This is a genomic window from Streptomyces europaeiscabiei (genome assembly GCF_036346855.1).
Taxonomy (GTDB): domain Bacteria; phylum Actinomycetota; class Actinomycetes; order Streptomycetales; family Streptomycetaceae; genus Streptomyces; species Streptomyces europaeiscabiei.
Genome location: NZ_CP107841.1, coordinates 5,224,505 through 5,244,947 on the forward strand (window position 1 = coordinate 5,224,505; position 20,443 = coordinate 5,244,947).

Annotated in this window: 18 protein-coding genes; 9 read left to right on the forward strand and 9 right to left on the reverse strand. The window is 67.0% G+C overall.

Translation table 11 applies throughout. The annotated features are described in order from the left end of the window. The first annotated feature begins 134 nt into the window (after positions 1-134). On the forward strand, positions 135-593 hold the full coding sequence (locus OG858_RS22890) for a MarR family winged helix-turn-helix transcriptional regulator (protein ID WP_328544522.1): 459 nt from the start codon (positions 135-137) through the stop codon (positions 591-593). 9 nt (positions 594-602) lie between these two features. Continuing rightward, positions 603-1,055, forward strand: a complete 453-nt coding sequence (locus OG858_RS22895; protein ID WP_086747015.1) for a GNAT family N-acetyltransferase — start codon at positions 603-605, stop codon at positions 1,053-1,055. A gap of 82 nt (positions 1,056-1,137) precedes the next feature. Here OG858_RS22895 and OG858_RS22900 read toward each other — a convergent pair whose 3' ends face one another. Both OG858_RS22900 and dnaB read right to left on the reverse strand, forming a co-directional pair. Continuing rightward, positions 1,138-2,523 carry a serine hydrolase domain-containing protein gene (locus OG858_RS22900; RefSeq protein WP_328544521.1) on the reverse strand — a complete coding sequence of 462 codons (1,386 nt, stop codon included), beginning with the start codon at positions 2,521-2,523 and terminating at the stop codon, positions 1,138-1,140. 50 nt (positions 2,524-2,573) lie between these two features. After that, positions 2,574-4,052, reverse strand: a complete 1,479-nt coding sequence (gene dnaB, locus OG858_RS22905) for a replicative DNA helicase (RefSeq protein WP_086747017.1) — start codon at positions 4,050-4,052, stop codon at positions 2,574-2,576. 449 nt (positions 4,053-4,501) lie between these two features. Here dnaB and OG858_RS22910 point away from each other — a divergent pair, with 449 nt between their 5' ends. After that, positions 4,502-5,848, forward strand: a complete 1,347-nt coding sequence (locus tag OG858_RS22910; protein WP_408059421.1) for an MATE family efflux transporter — start codon at positions 4,502-4,504, stop codon at positions 5,846-5,848. A gap of 186 nt (positions 5,849-6,034) precedes the next feature. Here OG858_RS22910 and rplI read toward each other — a convergent pair whose 3' ends face one another. From rplI to rpsF, 4 genes are all read right to left on the reverse strand, one after another. Continuing rightward, positions 6,035-6,481, reverse strand: coding sequence for a 50S ribosomal protein L9 (gene rplI, locus OG858_RS22915; protein WP_086747019.1), 447 nt, complete (start codon positions 6,479-6,481; stop codon positions 6,035-6,037). A 17-nt stretch (positions 6,482-6,498) separates the two neighbouring features. Then, positions 6,499-6,735 (reverse strand): 30S ribosomal protein S18, encoded by a 237-nt coding sequence (gene rpsR / locus OG858_RS22920; RefSeq protein ID WP_003949403.1) that lies wholly within the window; start codon positions 6,733-6,735, stop codon positions 6,499-6,501. Between the two features lie 81 nt (positions 6,736-6,816). After that, a complete protein-coding gene (locus OG858_RS22925; RefSeq protein WP_037689619.1) occupies positions 6,817-7,428 on the reverse strand; it encodes a single-stranded DNA-binding protein in 612 nt (203 codons plus the stop codon). 77 nt (positions 7,429-7,505) lie between these two features. Beyond that, the gene (gene rpsF / locus OG858_RS22930) at positions 7,506-7,796 is read right to left on the reverse strand and encodes a 30S ribosomal protein S6 (RefSeq protein ID WP_005482942.1); all 291 of its coding nucleotides are present in this window, start codon (positions 7,794-7,796) and stop codon (positions 7,506-7,508) included. A gap of 263 nt (positions 7,797-8,059) precedes the next feature. Here rpsF and OG858_RS22935 point away from each other — a divergent pair, with 263 nt between their 5' ends. The 3 genes from OG858_RS22935 (at position 8,060) to OG858_RS22945 (ending at position 10,816) form a co-directional block, all read left to right on the forward strand. After that, on the forward strand, positions 8,060-8,374 hold the full coding sequence (locus tag OG858_RS22935; RefSeq protein ID WP_327724465.1) for a hypothetical protein: 315 nt from the start codon (positions 8,060-8,062) through the stop codon (positions 8,372-8,374). Between the two features lie 223 nt (positions 8,375-8,597). Beyond that, a complete protein-coding gene (gene femX, locus OG858_RS22940; protein WP_086748638.1) occupies positions 8,598-9,719 on the forward strand; it encodes a peptidoglycan bridge formation glycyltransferase FemX in 1,122 nt (373 codons plus the stop codon). Positions 9,720-9,784: 65 nt separating this feature from the next. Further along, complete coding sequence (locus OG858_RS22945) at positions 9,785-10,816, forward strand: alanine racemase (protein WP_033530670.1); 1,032 nt, start codon at positions 9,785-9,787, stop codon at positions 10,814-10,816. A 123-nt stretch (positions 10,817-10,939) separates the two neighbouring features. Here the strand turns inward: OG858_RS22945 and OG858_RS22950 are convergent, their stop codons facing one another. Both OG858_RS22950 and OG858_RS22955 read right to left on the reverse strand, forming a co-directional pair. Continuing rightward, the gene (locus OG858_RS22950) at positions 10,940-12,439 is read right to left on the reverse strand and encodes a glycosyltransferase family 87 protein (RefSeq protein WP_086748637.1); all 1,500 of its coding nucleotides are present in this window, start codon (positions 12,437-12,439) and stop codon (positions 10,940-10,942) included. Between the two features lie 195 nt (positions 12,440-12,634). Next, the gene (locus OG858_RS22955; protein ID WP_179200998.1) at positions 12,635-15,289 is read right to left on the reverse strand and encodes a transglycosylase domain-containing protein; all 2,655 of its coding nucleotides are present in this window, start codon (positions 15,287-15,289) and stop codon (positions 12,635-12,637) included. Positions 15,290-15,662: 373 nt separating this feature from the next. Between OG858_RS22955 and OG858_RS22960 the strand changes: the two genes are divergently transcribed. From OG858_RS22960 to OG858_RS22970, 3 genes are all read left to right on the forward strand, one after another. After that, positions 15,663-16,343, forward strand: a complete 681-nt coding sequence (locus OG858_RS22960) for a PadR family transcriptional regulator (RefSeq protein WP_086748635.1) — start codon at positions 15,663-15,665, stop codon at positions 16,341-16,343. 44 nt (positions 16,344-16,387) lie between these two features. After that, complete coding sequence (locus OG858_RS22965) at positions 16,388-17,470, forward strand: inositol-3-phosphate synthase (RefSeq protein WP_319260287.1); 1,083 nt, start codon at positions 16,388-16,390, stop codon at positions 17,468-17,470. A gap of 78 nt (positions 17,471-17,548) precedes the next feature. Beyond that, positions 17,549-18,883 carry an MFS transporter gene (locus OG858_RS22970; RefSeq protein WP_327724466.1) on the forward strand — a complete coding sequence of 445 codons (1,335 nt, stop codon included), beginning with the start codon at positions 17,549-17,551 and terminating at the stop codon, positions 18,881-18,883. Positions 18,884-18,984: 101 nt separating this feature from the next. Here the strand turns inward: OG858_RS22970 and OG858_RS22975 are convergent, their stop codons facing one another. Beyond that, positions 18,985-20,433, reverse strand: a complete 1,449-nt coding sequence (locus tag OG858_RS22975; protein WP_086748632.1) for a CCA tRNA nucleotidyltransferase — start codon at positions 20,431-20,433, stop codon at positions 18,985-18,987. Positions 20,434-20,443: the final 10 nt, after the last annotated feature.

Consider the following 20,443-nt stretch of genomic DNA (forward strand, 5'->3'; position numbering starts at 1 on the left):
TACACCTTCCAGAAGAATGCGGATGCACCTTATGAGCGTTCACAATAATTGCATACGCGCTCTATGGGTACAGGCGGGCAATTGCCTGGGTGGCCTATCCTGGAGGGCAGCCGCTCCGGGACGGAGGAACACCGATGACAGCGACGGATCCCGCGCTCACCGCCCTCGCCCAGGGCTGGTGCGCTCTCTCCTTGCTGCACGGGCGCATCGAGGCTCACATCGAGCGCGCACTGCAGTCGGGGCATGGCCTGAGCGTGCGCGAGTACTCCCTGCTCGACGTGCTGAGCCGCCAGCACGACGGCGAGGGCGGGCACCTTCAGATGAAGCAGGTCGCGGACGCGGTCGTCCTCAGCCAGAGCGCCACCACCCGACTGGTCACCCGCCTCGAGGACCGCGCTCTGCTCGCGCGCTACCTGTGTCCGACCGACCGCCGGGGCATCTACACCGACGTCTCCGAGTCTGGCCTTCAACTCCTCGCGGCGGCACGCCCCACCAATGACGTTGCCCTGCGCGAGGCCTTGGACGAGGCGGCCAAGAATCCCGAACTGGTCCCCCTGGTCCGCGTCGTGGAGTCGCTGAACGCGCCCGCATAGGGTGCGGGTATGGGAGAGCTCGAAATTCGCCCGGCGACCGAGGACGACGTCCCGGAGATCGTCGCGATGCTGGCCGACGACCCCTTGGGCGCCCGGCGCGAATCCCCGGAGGACCTCACCCCCTACCTGGCAGCGCTGGAGCGCCTCAGCAGCGACCCCAACCAGCACGTGGTGGTCGCCGTCCGCGAGAACCGTGTCGTCGGCACGCTCCAGCTGACGGTCGTCCCCGGCCTCTCCCGGCGCGGCTCCACTCGCTCGATCATCGAAGGAGTGCGGGTCCATGCCGATGAGCGCGGCAGCGGACTCGGTACGCTGCTCATCGAGTGGGCGGTCGACTCATCACGGGAGCAGGGCTGCCGGTTGGTGCAGCTGACGTCCGACGTCACACGCACCGACGCCCACCGTTTCTACGAGCGGCTCGGCTTCGAGGCCACCCACGTGGGTTTCAAACTGCCGCTCTGAGCAGCGATTCCGAGACTTCCTGTGGGGCCCCGTTTCACGTGAAACATCGCGAGCCGGAACCCCATCACTCACGGAACCGCGCCTACGAGATCCCGCGCCACCCCTCGGGATCCACTCCACCCGGCACCGGAGCCCCCTCGTCGTACGGCTGGCGCGTGAACACGAACGACCCGAGGTCCAGGTGGCTCGCGGTCCCGTCGGGCCTTCGTACGGCCCGCAGGAGCTCGCCGGCGAAGTAGCCGTTGAGCCCGGTCCAACTGCCGTCGTCGTTGACCCGGAAGCGAGCGCCGCGCAGGGTGGCGGAGAGCGGGTCCAGTGAAAGCCCGCCGTCGGCTAGGAGACGCAACGCGAAACTGTACGTCCCCCAGTACCAAGGGCCGGCCAACTCCAGGACCGAGCGGTCCACCTCGGGCAACGGCCGCCAAGGCTCAGGGATCCGCGGCTCGGCCTCCGCCACGATGCGGACGAGGTCGGCGGCCACCTCCGAGACCACCGGCCCGGAGGTGCAGTTGGTCAGCACGACGGCCGCCACATCGTCCTCGACACTGATGATGAGCTGTGCGAGGAAGCCGGGAACCGAACCACTGTGACCGACGAGGAACCGGCCGTCCCGGTGCTGAAGCTGCATCCCGAGCCCGTAGGCCGAACCGGCCGACACGTCGGCGGCCTCTCCCGGCGCCGCCGGCGTCCGCATCTCCCGGACGGACTCCGCACTCAGCACCCGGTCGTCCCCCTGGGCCAGGAAGACCGCGAAGCGCGCCAAGTCGGCCGCCGTCGACCAGAGTTGACCGGCGGGGCCCATACGGCCCAAGTCCTCGACCTGCTCAGGCAGCATCACGTCCGCCCAGGGATGCACGGCCCAGCCGCCGGCATGCGGTGCCTCCGGGTGCCACGTCGTGCGGAGCAGGCCGAGCGGTTCGAGCACCTCGCGCCGCAGGACGTCCTCCCAGGGAGCGCCCCGCAACTGTTCGACGAGCGCGCCGAGGAGAGTGAAGCCGGGGTTGGAATAGTGGAAGCGGCGGCCGACGGGGTGGCGGTGGGGCCGCTCGCCGAGCACATCGGCCAGTTCCGGGCGCAGGGAGCCCGGAGTGCGCTCCCACCAGGGCGACGGCGACTCGGCCGCCAGTCCGCCCGTGTGCGCGAGAAGTTCGGCGATGGTCGCCTCCCCCGCGCCGGTTCCCGGCAGCTGCTTCTCCAGCGGGTCGCCGAGGTCCAGCACACCCTCGTCACGAAGCCGCAGGACCAGAACAGCGGTGAAGGTCTTGGTGATCGAGCCGATCCGGTACTGCACGTTCGCGTCCGGCGCGTGCCCCTCAACCATGGTCCGCGCCCCGTTCCACACCGTCTCCCCGCCCCGGACCACCGCCGCGACCAGCGACGGTGCCCGCCCCTCGGTCTGAGCGACGGCGATACGGTGCAGCAGAGCCCGGCGCGTGGCGGGAAGCAGCTCTTCCTGAGGTGTTGTCATGCGCCCAGTCCATCGGGCCGGACACCGTGCGTCGAGCGCATTTTCTCGGGTCAGGTCTGTGCCATGTCCACGAACCGCGAGTAGTGGCCCTGGAAGGCGACCGTGATCGTGGCCGTCGGACCGTTACGGTGCTTGCCCACGATGATGTCGGCCTCGCCCGCGCGCGGCGACTCCTTCTCGTACGCGTCCTCGCGGTGCAGCAGGATCACCATGTCCGCGTCCTGCTCGATCGATCCCGACTCTCGCAGGTCGGAGACCATGGGCTTCTTGTCCGTGCGCTGCTCAGGGCCACGGTTGAGCTGCGACAGCGCGATCACCGGCAGCTCTAGCTCCTTGGCCAGCAGCTTCAGGTTTCGCGACATGTCCGAGACTTCCTGCTGGCGACTCTCGGACCGCTTGCCGCCGGACTGCATGAGCTGCAGATAGTCGATGATGACGAGCTTCAGGTCGTTGCGCTGCTTCAGGCGTCGGCACTTGGCGCGAATCTCCATCATCGACAGGTTCGGGGAGTCGTCGATGAAGAGCGGTGCGGCCGAGACGTCCGGCATCCGGCGGGCCAGTCGCGTCCAGTCCTCGTCCGTCATCGTGCCGGAGCGCATGTGGTGCAGGGCCACGCGCGCCTCGGCCGACAGCAGACGCATCGCGATCTCGTTGCGCCCCATTTCGAGCGAGAAGATCACGCTCGGCATGTTGTGCTTGATCGAACAAGCGCGCGCGAAGTCCAGCGCCAGAGTGGACTTACCCATGGCGGGACGGGCCGCGATGATGATCATCTGGCCCGGATGCAGACCGTTGGTGAGCTGGTCGAGGTCGGTGAAGCCCGTCGGCACACCGGTCATCTCCCCCGACCGTGAACCGATCGCCTCGATCTCGTCGAGCGCGCCCTCCATGATGTCGCCGAGCGGCAGATAGTCCTCGGTGGTGCGCTGCTCGGTGACCGCGAAGATCTCGGCCTGGGCTCTGTTGACGATCTCGTCCACATCGTCGTCGGCCGCGTATCCCATCTGGGTGATGCGGGTACCGGCCTCGACCAGGCGGCGCAGGACGGCGCGCTCATGGACGATCTCCGCGTAGTACTCGGCGTTCGCCGCCGTCGGCACCGTCTGGACCAGGGTGTGCAGATACGAGGCGCCGCCGACCTTGGTGATCTCTCCGCGCTTGGTGAGCTCGGCGGCAATGGTGATGGGGTCGGCGGGCTCTCCCTTGGCGTAGATGTCGAGAATCGCCTGGTAGATCGTCTCGTGCGCCGGCTTGTAGAAGTCGGGGCCCTTGAGGATCTCGACCACGTCGGCGATGGCGTCCTTCGACAGCAACATGCCGCCGAGGACCGACTGCTCGGCGTCGAGGTCCTGCGGTGGCACACGTTCGAAGGCCGAACCTCCGCCGTCCCACTCCCCGTTGTCCCGGCCGCGGTCGTGCCGCTCGTCCCTGCTCTTCCCGCCCTCGTCGTGACGTCGGCGGGAGGAGGGCAGACGATCACTCGGCCCGCTGTCGGCCCACGGGTCGTCCAAGGGCTCGGAAATGCTCACCGAGCGACCTCCTCCCGTCCGCCGAGCGGACCTCGCCGTGCTTCTCATTTCTACGGCACGACACTGACAAATAAGAGGCCCAACTCCGGTTCTGGCGCGTCGGTTTTGCGAGGTTTTCGCGATCTGCCGAGGAGCGGGCGCCGCACCACCGTAGGCCCGTCGGCACCGTCAGCCAATCTGGTTATCCACAGGCCATGTGGACGACGGCCCGGATGCTGTGGAGAACCCCACAAAACCTGTGCACGACTCGGTGGACAGGGCTGTGAACAAGACCTCGCCCCTTCCGACGAATACTCCCTGACCTGCACTTTTACCGTCCACTGGCTGTGCAGAAGAAAAACTTTCCCGACCGGATCAAGATCATCACGTTCCCTGCGCGAGAACGCACTGGACCAGGCGCCATGTAATAGTCACTAGCCCATTGCATCTCTTACCTGTGGAAGATTAGATTGGTGGTCATGACACAGGCTTCCGCGCTCCGCAGGACCACCCGGCGCCGACACGATCGTGAGATCATCACGCTGGCTGTTCCGGCCTTCGGCGCGCTCGTCGCCGAGCCACTCTTCCTGATGGTCGACACCGCCATCGTCGGCCACCTAGGGACCGCGCAACTGGCCGGCCTCGGCGTCGCTTCGGCCCTCCTCGTCACCGCGGTGAGCGTCTTCGTCTTCCTCGCCTACGCCACCACGGCCGCAGTCGCCCGACGCGTCGGAGCCGGGGATCTGCGGGCAGCCATCCGCCAGGGCATGGACGGCATCTGGCTCGCCCTGCTGCTGGGCGCGGCCGTCGTCGCTGTCGTCGTGCCCACGGCACCCATGCTCGTCGCCCTCTTCGGTACCTCGGACACCGCGACTCCCTATGCCACGACCTATCTGCGCATCTCGGCACTCGGGATCCCGGCCATGCTCGTCGTACTCGCCGCCACCGGTGTACTGCGAGGCCTCCAGGACACGAAGACACCTCTGTACGTCGCCGTGGCGGGCTTCGTCGCCAACGGCGCCCTGAACGCAGGCCTTGTCTATGGCGCCGACCTGGGCATCGCGGGATCCGCCTGGGGCACGGTCATCGCCCAGGTCGGCATGGCTGTCGCATACCTCTGGGTGGTGATCCGCGGTGCCCGCAGACATGGCGCCTCATTGCGTCCGGATGCCATCGGCATACGTGCCTCGGCTCAGGCAGGGGCGCCCCTGCTGGTCCGTACGCTCTCACTGCGAGCCGTCCTCATGATCGCCACGGCGGTCGCCGCCCGGCTCGGGGACAAGGACATCGCCGCGCACCAGATCATTCTCGCGCTCTGGAGCCTGCTCGCCTTCGCTTTGGACGCAATCGCCATCGCCGGACAGGCCATCATCGGCCGCTACCTCGGCGCGGGCGACGCCCAGGGAGCCCGCGAGGCCTGCCGCCGGATGGTGCAGTGGGGGATCGCCACGGGTGCCGTCCTCGGACTGCTGGTGATCCTCGCCCGCCCCGTGTTCATCCCGCTCTTCACAGACGACCCGACGGTGCAGGCAACCGCGCTCCCCGCTCTCATCGTCGTGGCGCTCGCCCAGCCGATCTCTGGGATCGTCTTCGTTCTCGACGGCGTACTCGTGGGCGCTGGAGACGGCCCCTACCTCGCCCGAGCCATGTTGCTGACCCTGGCGGTCTTCATCCCGGCCGCTCTGCTCGTCCCCACCTTCGGCGGTGGTCTCACCGCCCTCTGGGGCGCCATGACACTCATGATGGCAACACGCATGCTGACTCTCTGGCTGCGATCCCGTTCCGGCCTATGGATCGTCACCGGAGCGACGCGCTGATTGCAGGACTTGCATCCGGCGTCGTTTCACGTGAAACATCGCCCAACTCTCTGTGTTTCACGTGAAACAGTCGCTTCGCTGACATCCTGAGTCGATCGACACCGGTCAGCAATGGACCCGACAAGCATGTGGGGCCGCACCCTTCACAGGGTGCGGCCCCATACACCGCTTCAGCGAGCGCGACCCTTAGGCCGCGATGACCTCGATGTTGACCTTGGCGGCAACCTCGGGGTGAAGACGCACGGACGTCTCGTGGGCGCCCAGCGTCTTGATCGCAGAAGTCAGCTCGATGCGGCGCTTGTCGACCTCGGGGCCACCGGAAGCCTTGATCGCGGAAGCGATGTCGGCCGGAGTGACGGAACCGAAGAGACGACCGGCGTCGCCGGAGCGGACAGCCAGACGGACCCTGACAGCCTCGAGCTGGCCCTTGATCTGGTTGGCCTGCTCGATGGTCTGGATCTCGTGGATCTTGCGAGCACGACGGATCTGCTCGACGTCCTTCTCGCCACCCTTGGTCCAGCGGATAGCGAACTTCCGCGGGATCAGGTAGTTGCGAGCGTAGCCGTCCTTGACGTCGACGACGTCTCCTGCAGCGCCGAGGCCGGAGACCTCGTGAGTAAGGATGATCTTCATTATTCGGTCACCCTTCCTTAGCGCGCGGTGGACGTGTAGGGCAGCAGCGCCATCTCACGGCTGTTCTTGACGGCCGTGGCGACGTCACGCTGGTGCTGCGTGCAGTTGCCGGTCACGCGACGGGCACGGATCTTGCCGCGGTCGGAAATGAACTTCCGCAGCATGTTCGTGTCCTTGTAGTCCACGTACGTGACCTTGTCCTTGCAAAAAGCGCAGACCTTCTTCTTAGGCTTGCGCACAGGCGGCTTCGCCATGGTGTTTCTCCTGTGTGATCAAGAAGTTTGGGGTACGGCCCCGCCTTCGACCTCGAGGACCGGTGATCCGGCCAGGAAGCCTTAGAAGGGGGGCTCGTCCGAGTAGCCGCCACCGCCGCCGGAGCTTCCGCCCCAGCCGCCGCCGCTGCCGCCCTGGTTGCCGGCCTGGTTGCCACCGGCAGGAGCGCCGCTGGCCCACGGGTCGTCGGCGGGAGCGCCGCCGCCCTGCTGGCCGCCGCCGGAGCTTCCGCCCCAGCCGCCGCCACCCTGGCCGCCACCGTTACCGCCGCCACCGCCGCCGTAACCACCCTGGCCACCGCGGCCACCGCCGGCGGTCTTGGTGACCTTGGCCGTGGCACTGCGCAGGCTGGCGCCGACTTCCTCGACGTCCAGCTCGTAGACCGTGCGCTTGACGCCCTCACGGTCCTCGTAGGACCGCTGCTTCAGCCGGCCCTGCACGATGACGCGCATGCCTCGCTGGAGCGACTCGGCGACGTTCTCCGCCGCCTGACGCCAGACCGAGCAGGTCAGGAACAGGCTCTCGCCGTCCTTCCACTCGTTGGTCTGACGGTCGAAGGTGCGGGGAGTGGACGCGACACGGAACTTCGCGACCGCCGCACCGGAAGGGGTGAAGCGCAGCTCGGGGTCGTCGACAAGATTGCCGACGACCGTGATGACGGTCTCGCCTGCCATGGGGGTACCTCTCGGCGGGTTTGCTGCTGGCTGCTAGTGCTGCTACTCGGATCCCGGGATCAGCTGAGCGGGAGAGCTCAGTGGGTCTCGGGGCGGAGGACCTTGGTCCGGAGGACCGACTCGTTCAGGTTCATCTGGCGGTCGAGCTCCTTGACGACCGCAGGCTCGGCCTGCAGATCGATGACCGAGTAGATGCCCTCAGGCTTCTTCTTGATCTCGTACGAGAGACGACGACGGCCCCAGGTGTCGACCTTCTCGACCTTTCCGTTGCCCTCACGGACGACGGAGAGGAAGTTCTCGATCAGAGGGGCGACAGCGCGCTCCTCCAGATCGGGGTCGAGGATGACCATCACCTCGTAGTGACGCATGTAGAACCCACCTCCTTTGGACTCAGCGGCCACGGTCGTTCCGTGGCAGGAGGGTCGTGATGCGTACGCAACGGTATCGGCAGCCACTGACAATCGGGGTCCCCGCTGGGGATCCCTGCCATGGCCTGGGCAGACACCGGTGCAGACGCTACAGACTACCTGCACCCCCGCTTCCGGTTGAAATCCAGGGGTGGTGACCGTCAGTCTGTACACATCGGGTGTGTATGGCGCTACGATGCGCCGCCTTCCGCAGGAGGTGCCCTATGGCACAGACATTGCGACCCAACATCGCCGGCTCTCTGTTCGCCACCGACGACAAGCCCCACCCAGTACAGGACACCCTGCTGGCCATGACGCTCGTACTCGGGGCGGTCTCCTTCGTCACCGCGATGTTCCACCATCTGCACCTGCTCAGTTCCTGGGCAGGGTTGGTGGGGATTCTGACCGGCGCGTACGGGCAGTTCATCTCGGAGACGACCCGTGAGCGCTTCGGCCTGATCGTGGGTCTCGGTGCCTCGGCCGTCGGCTTCTTCCTCGGCATGGCCCATGGAGGTCTCTTCGGCGGGGTCATCGGCTGACTCCGTACCCCGGCCGCGCGGGCGGCGGACCGTACTTGTAGCTGTCCGCCGCCCTACATCGGACCAAGCAGCCGAATAGCACCACCTGGTGTCCCGGCCGCATACTGGCCGGGCCCCAGGTTCCATACGGCCATTCGAGGCGCCCGCAGGGCGCAGTAGGCTTCGGCGCGAGAGCCGGAGCCCCTGTACCCATGGGGACACACCAGCCCGAGGAGCGCCCTGAATGAGCCTGACCCTGAGGACGATCAGCCGTGAGCAGCATCTGGCTTACATCCAGAGCCTGCCCTCGGCTAGCCACATGCAGGTCCCGGCCTGGGCCGACGTCAAGGCCGAGTGGCGCTCCGAGAGCCTCGGGTGGTTCGACGACAAGACCGGTGAGATGGTCGGCGCCGGCCTGGTGCTGTACCGCCAACTGCCCAAGATCAAGCGCTATCTCGCCTATCTGCCCGAGGGCCCGGTCATCAACTGGTTCGCCCCGAACCTCACCGACTGGCTGGAGCCGATGCTCGCGCATCTGAAGCAGCAGGGCGCCTTCTCGGTGAAGATGGGCCCACCGGTGATCATCAGGCGTTGGGAAGCCACCTCCATCAAGGCGGGCATCCAGAACCCGGACGTGAAGCGTCTGCGTGACATCGAGGCCGACTTCATCGAGCCACGCGCCTTCGAGGTCGCCGACAAACTGCGCCGCATGGGCTGGCAGCAGGGCGAGGACGGCGGGGCCGGCTTCGGTGACGTACAGCCCCGCTACGTCTACCAGGTGCCGCTGGCCAACCGCTCCCTGGAAGAGGTTCACAGAAACTTCAACCAGCTGTGGCGCCGCAACATCAAGAAGGCCGAGAAGGCGGGCGTCGAGGTCGTCCAGGGCGGTTACCAAGACCTGGAGGAGTGGCAGCGGCTGTACGAGATCACGGCCCTGCGCGACCGCTTCCGGCCCCGCCCGCTGTCGTACTTCCAACGTATGTGGACGGCCCTCAACACCGAGGACCCCAACCGCATGCGGCTCTACTTCGCCCGGCACAACGGCGTGAACCTGTCCGCCGCGACCATGCTGGTCGTCGGCGGGCACGTCTGGTACTCCTACGGTGCCTCGGACAACATCGGCCGTGAGGTCCGGCCCTCGAACGCGATGCAGTGGCGCATGCTGCGCGACGCCTACGCTCTTGGCGCGACCGTCTACGACCTGCGCGGTATCTCCGACTCGCTGGACGAGACGGATCACCTCTTCGGTCTGATCCAGTTCAAGGTGGGCACGGGCGGACAGGCCGCCGAATACCTCGGTGAGTGGGACTTCCCGCTGAACAAGCTGCTCCACAAGGCACTCGACATCTACATGTCGCGCCGCTGACGCCCCCGTTTTTGCTTCCATACCTCTGATACACCGCAGCCACGAGAAAGGTTCCGGGACCGTCCATGGCGCTCACGCTGTACGTCGACACCGCGCGCTGGCGGGCACACCACAAGCATGTTCAGGAGCAGTTCCCGGGACTCGTCCCCGTCTGCAAGGGCAACGGCTACGGCTTCGGGCACGAGAAGCTGGCGGAAGAGGCCACGCGCCTCGGGTCGGACATCCTCGCCGTCGGCACCACGTACGAGGCCGCCCGGATCAAGGACTGGTTCAGCGGCGACCTGCTGGTGCTGACGCCCTACCGGCGCGCTGAGGAGCCCGTACCCCTGCCCGACCGTGTCATCCGTTCCGTGTCGTCGGTCGACGGCGTGTACGGGCTCGTGGGTGCCCGTGTCGTCATCGAGGTCATGTCCTCGATGAAGCGGCACGGAGTGAGCGAGCAGGAACTGCCCCAGCTCCACGCAGCCATAGAGAACGTGCGCCTGGAGGGCTTCGCCATCCACCTGCCGCTGGACCGCACCGACGGCTCGGACGCCGTCGAGGAGGTCATCGGCTGGATGGACCGCCTGCGCGCGGCCCGGCTGCCTCTGCACACCATGTTCGTGAGCCACCTCAAGTCCGAGGACCTCATCCGCCTCCAGCAGCAGTTCCCGCAGACCCGTTTCCGGGCCCGCATCGGCACGCGGCTGTGGCTGGGTGACCACGAGGCGACCGAGTACCGCGGGGCCGTGCTGGACGTGACCCGCGTCGCCAAGGGCGACCGCTTCGGTTACCGGCAGCAGAAGGCGGCCTCCGACGGCTTCCTGGTCGTCGTGGCGGGCGGTACGTCGCACGGGGTGGGTCTGGAGGCGCCGAAGGCGCTGCACGGCGTCATGCCGCGCGCCAAGGGCGTCGCACGGGCAGGCCTCGCCACGGTCAACCGGAACCTTTCTCCATTCGTCTGGGGCGGCAAACAGCGCTGGTTCGCCGAGCCGCCGCACATGCAGGTGTCGATCCTCTTCGTGCCGTCGGACGCCCCGGAGCCGAAGGTCGGCGAGGAACTGGTGGCCCATCTGCGGCACACCACCACGCAGTTCGACCGGATCGTCGACCGCTGAGCCCCTGCCTCCCGAGAGGCGAGGGAACGAATCGCCGGACGGATCATCCGCGGTGCAACGCGGAGGGCCGTACACGAGACCTCGTGTACGGCCCTCCGCGTTACCTGCCCGCGCTCTGTTCGCTCAGGGCGAACTGTTTCCCGGATCACGGCTTCCCCACTCCACCTGTGCCCCTTCGAAGTGCATCGCGTGCCGCGGGGGATGGGCCGCCGCGCCGTACACATGAACGTCCTCCGCGCCGTCGAGCACTCCACCGGAGGGATCGTCGTCGCCCGCCCGGCGCACCGTGTCGCGCTCGGGCATGAAGATGTCCCGCACGACGAGGACGCACAGGTACAGCGTCCCCAACAGGTGCGCCATGATGGCGAGTTGGTAGCCCTCGGCAGGCAGACCCTTGTGGGCGTCCCCGCTGGTCGTGTACGCGAGGTACATCCAGATCCCCAGGAAGTACGCCACTTCGCACGCCTGCCAGATGAGGAAGTCCCGCCAGCGGGGCCGGGCCAGCGCGGCGAGCGGCACCAGCCAGAGCACGTACTGCGGCGAGTAGACCTTGTTGGTGAGGATGAAGGCCGCGACGATCAGGAAGGCAAGTTGCGCGAAGCGCGGGCGGCGCGGTGCGGTCAGTGTGAGCGCGGCGATGCCCGCGCAGACGAGCACCATCGAGACCATCGCATACGCGTTCGCGGTCTCGGCCGTGATCTGGATGTTCATCCGCTGCGCGACGACGAGGAAGAAGGAGCCGAAGTCAACGCCACGTTCCTGGCTGAAGCGGTAGAACTTCGCCCATCCGTCGGGGGCAAGGAGCATCACCGGGATGTTCACCGCGAGCCAGGCCCCGACGGTGCCTAGCAGAGCGGTCACGAACGCGCGCCACTTGCCCGCCCGCCAGCACAGCACGAAGAGCGGTCCGAGCACCAGGAACGGATAGAACTTGGCGGCAGTGGCGAGTCCGATCAGCACACCGAAGGCGAGGGGCCTCCCGCGCGACCACATCAGCATCGCTGCGGCCAGCAGAGCCACGGCGAGCAGGTCCCAGTTGATGGTGGCGGTCAGCGCGAAAGCGGGCGCCAGAGCCACCAGAAGGCCGTCCCAGGGGCGTCGGCGGTGAATGCGCGCGCAGCAGACAGCGATGACCGCCGCGCACGCCATCAGCATCCCTGCGTTGACCATCCAGTACCACTGCTCTTGTTCCTGGATGGTACCGCTGCCCGGGGTGAGCCAGGCGGCGACCTCCATGAACACACCGGTCAGCACCGGGTACTCGAGGTACTCCATGTCGCCGGGGATCTTGTCGAAGTACGGCACGAGCCCGTCGGCGAAGCCACGCCCCTGGTAGAGGTGGGGGATGTCCGAGTAGCAGGCGTGCGTGTACTGGGAGCTGGCCCCGAAGAACCAGGCGCCGTCATAGCAGGGCAGCTTCTGCACCATGCCGAGCGCGAACACGCCGATCGCCACAAGCGCCACAACCCGTACCGGCGTCCACCAGGACGTGCCGAGCAGCGCCCGTCGCCCGATCGGGCCGCCGATCAGCTCACTGCCGGTCGAAGCGACCTCGTCCTCCCTGGTCGGCCGCACGGGCTCCGGCTCGTCCACGCTCACTCGCGTCGTCTCTGCACTGGGCATGCCGCACATCCTGCCGTACGCGCCTGGGAATACGCCGAGGGCTACCGCATCCCGTCGTGTGCGACAGCCCATGTTTCACGTGAAACACGCCCTGGCCTCCTGATGCCCGGGTCCCACAGGAACGGCAAGGGCCACCGCACCTGACCGGTGGGGTGGCCCTTGTTTCACGTGAAACACATTCTGCCGAGCGGGGGGCTACCCTTCGGAGCCTCCGAAGAGTCCCCCGTTCTGATTGCCTCTCGTATCGTCCTCCGACTCCGTCGGGGTCGGGGTCACCCCACCAACGGTTCCACCGGCGTCCGTACCGCCCGCGTCCGTCTCGCCGGTGTCCTCACAGGTGGTGTCGAACGGGTTGCGGCAGGTCTCGCTGGGTGTCGGCGACGGCAGGATCTCGCTCTCGGTCGGCGTCGGGCTCGGCTCGGGGCGCTCCTCCTCGGACTCGGTCGGCGTCGGGGTCGGCGTCGGGTCCGGGTCGTCGTTCACGATCACACCGATCGGCTGGGGCTCGGGGAAGTCCACAGCCGGCTCGCCCTTGAGCGCGTCCTCCATGTAGTCGTGCCAGATCTCGGCCGGGAACGACGCACCGTGGATCGTCTCCTGGCCACCCGTGCCGTACATCTCCAAGAACTTGCGGTTCTTGTTCGACTCGTCGTCGTCCATGCGGTACATGCTGATCGCGGTCGACAACTGCGGGGTGTACCCGACGAACCAGGCCGACTTGTTGCCGTCGGTGGTACCGGTCTTGCCCGCCACCTCACGGCCGGTGAGCTGGGCCGACGTACCGGTTCCCTCGTCGACGACGGTCTTGAGGACGTCGGTGACGTTGTCGGCGACCTCCGACGTGAAGGCCCGCTTGGGCTCGGCGATTTCGTCGTGGTCGAACCTCGTCAGACCGTCGTACTCGACCGTCTTCACCGAGAACGGGTCGTTCTGCTTGCCGCTGGCGGCGAAGGTCGCGTAGGAGCCGGCCATACGGATCGCGCTGGGGTCGGAGATACCGATCGAGAAGGACGGGAAGCTGGTGCCGGCCAGGCTGCTCTCCTTGAGGCCCGCCTCGATGGCCGCTTCCTTCACCCGGTCCAGACCGACGTCCATGCCCAGCTGCACGAAGGCCGAGTTCGCCGAGACCCGCATCGCCTCACGGAGGTCGATCTGGTACTTCGGCGCACTGCCGTACGACGCGTCATCGTCGTTGGCCTGTAGCCACTCCTCACCCTTCTCATTCGTCCAGACCTGGCCGTCGTAGTCCTTGATCTTGAGGTTGTTCCTGCCGCTGTAAAGGCTCTTCGGCGAGACGATGGTGCGCTCGTCCTGCGCCTGGTCCCCATCGAGGTTGGGGTCGCGCTTGCCCCAGGTCATGGCTGCCGCGAGGACGTACGTCTTGAACGTCGAACCGACCTGCGCACCGGTGACATCGGCGTTGTTGGTGAAGTGCTTGGTGGCGTCCACACCGCCGTAGATCGCCTCGATGGCACCCGACTTCGGATTCACCGACGCGCCGCCGAACTGCACATGGGTGTCGGTCTTCGGACGCAGGTCGGGCTTGATGTTCCCCTTGCGGACCTTCGCCACGGCCTTCTCGAGTTCCTTGACCTTGTTCTTGTCGAAAGTCGTGTGGATCTCGTAGCCGCCCCGCTCGAGCGCCTTCTGGTCGATATTCGTGTTGTTGAGGATGTAACCCTTGGCCGTGTCGACGAGGTAGCCGATCTGGCCCCCCAGCTGGGCGTTCGACCGTGGGCTCTGGATCTTGGGGAAGTCGGGGTACTTCGCCCGTTCTGCCGCGGACAGGTGCTTGTCCTTGACCATCTCGTCGAGGATCCAGCGCCAGCGCAACGTGGCCCGTTTGCGGTTGTTCTCCGGCGAGGCCTCCGGGTCGATCGACGGCGCGCCGGCCGGGTCGTAGTACGTGGCGCCCTTGAGGACAGCGGCGAGGAAGGCGCACTGGCTCGGATCGAGCTTGTCGGCGTCCTCGCCGAAGTACGTGCGGGCGGCCGCCTGAATACCGTACGCACCGCGTCCGTAGTACGCGGTGTTCAGGTACCCCCGCATGATGTCTTCCTTCTCGACCGAGGTGCCCACCTTGACCGAGATGAAGAGCTCCTTGACCTTCCGCGACAGGGTCTGCGACTGGTCGTCGAGCATGGCGTTCTTCACGTACTGCTGGGTGATGGTCGAACCACCCTGCGTCTGACCACCCTTGGCCATGTTGACGACGGCTCGGGCGATACCCATCGGGTCGACGCCGCTGTCGGTCTCGAACGTCTTGTTCTCGGCCGACATGACGGCGTAGCGCATCTCCTTGGGGATCTTCTCGTACGCGATGATCTGGCGGTTGACCTCACCACCCGTCGCGACCATCTGCGAGCCGTCCGACCAGTAGTAGACGTTGTTCTGCGCCGTCGCGGCCTCGGCAGGGTTGGGTACGGCCACGACCGCGTATCCGATGCCCGCCGCCGCCACCAGGCTTCCGAAGAACCCGATGAACAGCCCGGTCACCTGGCGCCACGACGGCACCCAGCGCATCGCCCCGTATTTGCCGGCACGCGGGTAGTCGATAAGGCGCTTCTTCCCTGGCGGAGCCGCGCCACGGCCACGGCCGGGTCCACGCCCTGCGGGTTCGGCGGCTCTACGGCGGCCGCCGACGCCGGGGTCGCTGCTTCTCTGCGACGCCCGTCGAGTGGCACGGCCCTCGTACTGGATCTCCTCACCTCCCGCGCCATAGGTGTCGGAAAGTGACCCGGTGGCGCCCCGCGGTGCCGCGCGGCGGCCGGCGGACGCCGACTGGCCGCGTCGGGCCGCGGCACGTCCGCCTCCCTGCGGCTGCGGCGGTTTGCGACGGTGCTCGCTCATCGAACGACTACTCCTCGGGCAGGCGCACCCGTGCGCGCCTGGAAACGGCGGCTGGTTTCCGGTCCCCCCGAAGTACGGATGCGGCCCTGCTGGCATTCATCCGTACCGCACCCAGGACGACGACGTGCTCAAACGTCACTCGGCTCCCAGTGGTGTGCATGCCGCACAGACTACGCACCGCCAAAACCCACTGAGCACCGAACTTCATCCCAAATCAGGCAACTTGCTTCCTACTAATCGGTGATGTGACCCCGTTCACCGGATCCCCACTTGTCGCATCCGTAGGGGCGTTCTATCGTCTGGATGTATCGAGTCGATACATCAGCTCGGCATAAAACGTGTCGACAGGGCCAGCGGGAGAGGGGAGGCGACGATGAGCCGGCGCTCCGGGATACTCGAGTTCGCTGTCCTCGGTCTGCTCCGCGAAGCCCCGATGCACGGCTATGAGCTGCGCAAACGACTCAACACGTCGTTGGGTGTGTTCCGTGCGTTCAGCTACGGGACGCTCTACCCGTGCCTCAAGACGCTGGTCGCGAACGGCTGGTTGATCGAGGAGTCGGGTGGTACCCCGGAAGATGCTGCCGCCGCCCCACTCACGGGCCGCCGCGCCAAGATCGTCTACCGGTTGACGGCGGAAGGTAAGGAGCACTTCGAGGAGCTGCTCTCGCAGACGGGTCCGGACGCCTACGAGGACGAGCACTTCGCTGCTCGCTTCGCGTTCTTCGGGCAGACCTCCCGTGATGTGCGCATGCGCGTCCTGGAGGGCCGTCGCAGCCGTTTGGAGGAACGGCTGGAGAAGATGCGTGCCTCCCTGGCACGCACCCGCGAGCGCCTCGACGACTACACGCTCGAGCTCCAGCGCCACGGGATGGAGTCCGTGGAGCGCGAAGTGCGCTGGCTGAACGAGCTCATCGAAAGCGAGCGGGCAGGTCGGGACCTGAAGGGTCCCGCCCACGGAGAACCCGCTCGCGACACCACAGAGGGAGCGCCGGGCGCCCTGCCCCGGCCCGGGGACATCCCCGGGCCGGAAGCGCCCGGCGACACCACCACGTGAGGTCCCTGCCAGGACCTCACTCGTACACACAGGGAGCAACCGGAATGGGTTCGGTTCGCGTAGCCGTCGTCGGCGTGGGCAACTGCGCCGCGTCGCTGGTGCAGGGAGTCGAGTACTACAAGGACGCCGACCCGGCGTCGAGGGTCCCCGGCCTCATGCACGTGCAGTTCGGTGACTACCACGTCCGTGACGTGGAGTTCGTCGCGGCCTTCGATGTCGACGCCAAGAAAGTCGGTCTCGACCTCGCGGACGCCATCGGCGCCTCCGAGAACAACACCATCAAGATCTGTGACGTGCCCGCCACAGGTGTGAGCGTGCAGCGCGGCCACACCCTCGACGGCCTCGGCAAGTACTACCGCGAGACCATCGAGGAGTCCGCCGACGCCCCGGTCGACGTGGTCCAGGTCCTCAAGGACAAGCAGGTCGACGTCCTCGTCTGCTACCTGCCCGTCGGGTCCGAGGCCGCGGCGAAGTTCTACGCCCAGTGCGCCCTCGACGCCAAGGTCGCCTTTGTCAACGCGCTTCCGGTCTTCATCGCCGGCACCAAGGAGTGGGCGGACAAGTTCGTCGAGGCGGGCGTCCCGATCGTCGGTGACGACATCAAGTCGCAGGTCGGCGCCACGATCACGCACCGCGTGATGGCGAAGCTGTTCGAGGACCGCGGTGTGGTCCTGGACCGCACGATGCAGCTGAACGTCGGCGGCAACATGGACTTCAAGAACATGCTCGAGCGCGAACGCCTGGAGTCCAAGAAGATCTCCAAGACCCAGGCCGTCACCTCCCAGATCCGTGACCGCGAACTCGGCGCCGACAATGTCCACATCGGACCGTCCGACTACGTGGCCTGGCTCGACGACCGCAAGTGGGCGTACGTCCGCCTCGAAGGCCGCGCATTCGGTGACGTCCCGCTGAACCTGGAGTACAAGCTCGAGGTCTGGGACTCCCCGAACTCCGCTGGTGTCATCATCGACGCCGTGCGCGCCGCGAAGATCGCCAAGGACCGCGGCATCGGCGGCCCGATCCTGTCGGCGTCCTCGTACTTCATGAAGTCCCCGCCTGTGCAGTACTTCGACGACGAGGCCCGAGAGAACGTCGAGAAGTTCATCAAGGGCGAGGTCGAGCGCTGACCAGGCGCTGGTAGTGGGCTATTGAGGGTCTCCGGGTCATGCGCCCGGGGGCCCTCCCCGTATGTGAGGCTGTGCCCCATGTCCGTCGTGCGCGACCTGCGTGTCCTGCTCCGCCTCCGAGACTTCCGGCACCTGCTGGCCGTACGGCTGCTGTCCCAGGGAGCCGACGGCGTCTATCAGGTCGCGCTCGCCACGTACGTCGTGTTCTCCCCCGAGAAGCAGACCTCGGCGGCCGCGATCGCCTCCGCCATGGCGATCCTGCTCCTGCCGTACTCCCTCGTCGGCCCCTTCGCGGGCGTCCTGCTGGACCGCTGGCGACGTCGCCAGGTGCTGCTGTACGGAAACCTGCTACGCGCCCTGCTGGCGTGTGTGACAGCCGTCCTGATCCTGAGCCACGTGCCCGACTGGCTCTTCTACGTCTCCGCTCTGTGCGTCACCGCGGTCAACCGCTTCGTGCTGGCGGGGCTCTCCGCCGCACTGCCCCGCGTGGTGGACGCCGACCGCCTGGTCGTCGCCAACTCGCTCTCCCCGACGGCCGGAACGCTCGCCGCGACCGTCGGCGGCGGACTTGCCTTCGCCGTTCGGCTGGTGGTCTCGGACTCCGACGCGGTGGTCGTCCTCCTCGGCTCGGTCCTGTACCTGTGCGCGGCCCTGGCCTCGCTGCGTATCGCCCGAGAGCTGCTCGGCCCGGAACCGGAGTTGGTGCAGCCTCGGCTGTGGGTGGCGCTCGCCGGGACCGCGCGAGGCCTGGCGGCGGGCGTACGACATCTTGCCGAACCGGGGCGGCGTACGGCTGCCTGGGCGTTGGCCTCGATGACGCTGATGCGGTTCTGCTACGGCGCCCTGACCGTCATGGTGCTCATGCTCTGTCGGTATGCCTGGTCGTCCGACAGTTCCGGGGCTCCCGACTCCGAGCAGGGGTTGGCCCTCCTCGGTCTCGCCGTGGGGATCTCGGGAGCCGGGTTCTTCACCGCTGCGGTGATCACGCCCTGGGCAGCCGGACGGTTGGGGCCGGGCCTCTGGATCGTCACCTGCTCCGCTGCCGCCGCACTGCTCGAACCGGCCCTCGGCCTGCCGTTCGCGGAAGCGCCCCTGTTGATCGCGGCGTTCGTCCTGGGTCTGATCACCCAGGGCGCGAAGATCTCCACGGACACAATCGTCCAGTCCTCTGTCGACGACGGCTACCGGGGCCGGATCTTCTCCCTGTACGACGTTCTGTTCAACGTCGCCTTCGTCGGCGCCGCCGCCGTGGCCGCTCTGATGCTTCCTCCGGACGGCCGCTCAGCCGCTCTGGTGATCACCGTGGCCGTGATCTACGGACTGATCGCTGCGGTCATGGCCCGCTTCGGGGTGGCAAGGCGGCGACGATGCGGGGGCCACGATGTTTCACGTGAAACATCGCCCCCTCGGTGACCACACCCCTTACCGACTCCCAGGACAGCAGAGCGGTGCGATGTTTCACGTGAAACATCGCACCGCTCTGCTGTCCTGGACAGGCAGGTGCCCACCTGTCGTCAAGAAGCCCGTGACGTCTGGGCCCACCAGTCCTTGAGTGCTGTCACGGCCTCGCCGTGTTCCATCGGCCCGTTCTCCAACCGCAGTTCCAGCAGGAACTTGTACGCCTGCCCGATCACCGGCCCGGGGCCGACGCTCAAGATCTCCATGATCTGGTTGCCGTCGAGGTCCGGGCGGATGGCGTCAAGTTCCTCCTGCTCCTGGAGCTGGGCAATGCGCTCCTCCAGACCGTCGTACGCGCGAGACAGGGCGTTCGCCTTGCGCTTGTTCCGCGTCGTGCAGTCGGAGCGGGTCAGCTTGTGGAGCCGCTCCAGGAGCGGGCCGGCATCGCGTACGTAGCGGCGGACGGCCGAGTCCGTCCACTCACCCATTCCATACCCGTGGAAGCGCAGGTGGAGTTCGACCAGACGCGAGACATCCTTGACGAGTTCGTTGGAGTACTTCAGGGCAGTCATGCGCTTCTTGGTCATCTTGGCGCCCACCACCTCGTGGTGATGGAAGGAGACCCTGCCGTCCGTCTCGAATCGACGAGTGCGGGGCTTGCCGATGTCGTGCAGCAGAGCGGCGAGCCGCAGAGTGAGGTCCGGTCCGCCGTCCTCGAGCGCGATCGCCTGCTCCAGAACGATCAGCGTGTGGTCGTAGACGTCCTTGTGCCGATGGTGCTCGTCCCGTTCCAGCCGCAACGCCGGGAGCTCGGGCAGGACGTACTCGGCGAGGCCGGTATCGACCAGCAGGCTCAGGCCCTCGCGGGGGTGGGCGGACAGAATGAGCTTGTTCAGCTCGTCCCGTACCCGCTCCGCCGAGACGATCTCGAGACGGCCGGCCATCCCGGTCATCGCCGAGACGACCTCGGGGGCCACCTCGAAGTCCAACTGCGCGGCAAAACGCGCGGCACGCATCATGCGCAGCGGATCGTCGGAAAAGGAGTCCTCAGGCGTGCCGGGAGTACGCAGTAGGCGTGCCGAGAGGTCCCCAAGCCCACCATGGGGGTCGATGAACTCCTTCTCGGGGAGGGCCACCGCCATCGCGTTCACGGTGAAGTCGCGGCGTACGAGATCTTCCTCGATCGAGTCGCCGTACGACACCTCGGGCTTGCGCGAGGTCCGGTCGTACGCCTCTGACCGATAGGTCGTGACCTCGATCTGATAGCCGTCCTTCTGCGCCCCCACCGTGCCGAAGGCGATGCCGACCTCCCAGACGGCGTCCGCCCAGGGGCGCACGATCTTCAGCACGTCCTCGGGGCGGGCGTCCGTCGTGAAGTCCAGGTCGTTGCCGAGCCTGCCGAGCAGCGCGTCCCTGACCGAACCGCCGACCAGAGCGAGTGAGAACCCGGCCTCCTGGAATCGGCGGGCGAGGTCGTCGGCGACCGGGGACACCCGCAGCAGTTCACTCACCGCGCGGCGCTGCACCTGGCTCAGGGCACTGATGTCTTCGTTGGCGTTCGGCACAACAGAAAAG